2 protein-coding genes are annotated in these 2,102 nt (G+C 71.9%); both read right to left on the reverse strand.

Translation table 11 applies throughout. The features are described 5' to 3' along the window. Positions 1-500, reverse strand: a 500-nt coding sequence (locus tag AO501_RS13830) for a PE family protein (RefSeq protein WP_156452546.1), incomplete at its 3' end; no start/stop codon positions are given. A 344-nt stretch (positions 501-844) separates the two neighbouring features. Then, a partial coding sequence (locus AO501_RS38010) for a hypothetical protein (protein ID WP_197419838.1) occupies positions 845-2,102 on the reverse strand: 1,258 nt, incomplete at its 5' end.

Consider the following 2,102-nt stretch of genomic DNA (forward strand, 5'->3'; position numbering starts at 1 on the left):
CCACCCGGCCCACCATTGCCCCACAGGCCCGCCGATCCGCCCGCTCCGCCGGCCTGTCCAACAGCGCCTGCCGCGCCGGCGCCGCCGTTACCGAAGAGGATTCCGCCGTCCCCGCCGGCACCGCCAGGGGTCGTGGCATTGGCTCCGTCACCGATCAACGGCCGGCCGAGCAGCGTCATCGTGGGCGCATTGATGACGCCGAGGACGGCGCGCTGGGCGTTCTCGACTTCGGTCCACACATACGAACCCGCGCCGGCCCTCAGCGCCTGGGTGAATTGAGCTTGGAGTTGCTCTACGAGCGCGCTGACAGCCTGATATTCGCGACCATGCGCACCGAACAGCGCGGCAATGCGCAGCGACACCTCGTCGGTCGCAGCAGCAAGAACCTGCGTTGTCGGAACAGCCGCGGCTGCATTGGAGTCAGCAACCGAAGATCCGAGTCTCGACAGATCCGTGGCAGCGGCAGCCACGGCGTCGGGGGAGACCCAGAGGAACGACATCCAAGCGGCTCCAGGTAGCAGGGAACGAGTTCACAATTCCGCCCCACGCCGGGATCGCTTGCGCGGATCTTATGTTTTCGCAGGCTTTATGTCACCGCTTTGAGTAATAACAATACTTATAGTGTGATCTTGATAAATTCGCTCAGTGTCGGGTCTGGAACGTCATTTTCGTGTAATGACCTGCAATGACGTTTGGTGGATGACAGCTATGTTGCCGGCGGGCGACGCAGGGACCGACTCAGCGGTGCTCAAGAGGCCGAGACGGTGAAGGTGCGACGAGTCAGCAAACGTGATGCAACGACGGCCGACCGGTGTTAAACCGTCGGCGGGGTGAGTTAAACACGTCAGGCGCCTGGGCTCCCTGGCGTGCCCGGGTCACCCGTGCCACCGTTGCCGCCTCCGCCGGCGCCGTTTCCGCCGAGGCCGCCATCGCCGGCGTCGCCGCCCAGCCCGCCGGGCGCACCGGTGCCGTCACCGCCATTGCCGCCATTGCCGCCGTTGCCACCCGTGCCGCCCGCGGCAAAGAACCCTGAGCCGTTGCCGCCGTGGCCGCCGTCGGCGCCGTTCCCTCCGTCTCCGCCTGTACCGCCGTTGCCGCTGCCAGTGGGCGAGCCGCCGATGCCGCCCGCACCGCCGTTGCCGCCCAAGCCGCCGCTACCTCCGTTGGAATTGAGTCCGCCCAGACCACCGGCGCCGCCCACGCCACCAGCGCCGCCGTTGCCGCCGTCTCCACCGGAGGCGTTGTTGCCGACGGCTTGAGCGCCCACGCCTCCCTGGCCGCCGTTGCCGCCGGCGCCGCCGGTGCCGCCGAAGGCAAAACCGCCTACGCCGCCCTGACCACCTGCTCCGCCTGCTCCGCCGTCGCCGCCGTCGCCGGCCCCGCCCCCTTTCCCTGCCGCGCCGGCGCCAGAGCCTGCAAGGCCGCCGTTGCCGCCACTGCCCCCGTTGCCCCCGTTGCTTCCGTCACCGCCCTGACCAGAGGCAACGGGTAGCGGTTGGGTCCCGGCTCCCCCCTCGCCACCGCGGCCGCCCGCGCCGCCGTTGCCGTTGGTTCCGCCAATACCCGCGTCGCCGCCGGCACCGCCCTGACCGCCGACGCCGCCGTCGAAGCCGGCGCTGAGTCCGCCGCCGACGCCGACGCTGCCCGCGCCACCGTCCCCACCGGTGCCGCCGTTGCCGCCGACACCGGCGTTGCCGACGGTGCCACCGAGGCCCGCGCTGCCCCCGGCGCCGGCCGCGCCGCCGTTGCCGCCGACCCCACCGTTGCCGCCTGCGCTGTCAACGGCCGTGCCCCCGACGCCGCCCGAACCACCCTGACCACCGTTCCCGCCGGTACCCCCGGCGCCGTTCACCCCGAAGGAGTTCGCGCCGGCCGTACCGCCCTGGCCGCCCTGGCCGCCTTGACCGCCCTGGCTACCCGTGGCGCCCAAAGTGCTGATACCGCCTTTACCGCCGGCTCCGCCGTTGCCGCCGTTCCCTGCTGCGCCGCCGCCGGCGGCTGCGCCGCCACCGTTGCCGGCGTTGCCGCCGTTGCCGCCCTGGCCGCCGTCGCCGCCGTTGCCGCCGGGAGCCCCCGTGCCACCGGCGTTGCCGCCACCCTCG

This window comes from Mycobacterium gordonae (assembly GCF_001417955.2).
GTDB classification, from domain to species: domain Bacteria; phylum Actinomycetota; class Actinomycetes; order Mycobacteriales; family Mycobacteriaceae; genus Mycobacterium; species Mycobacterium gordonae_B.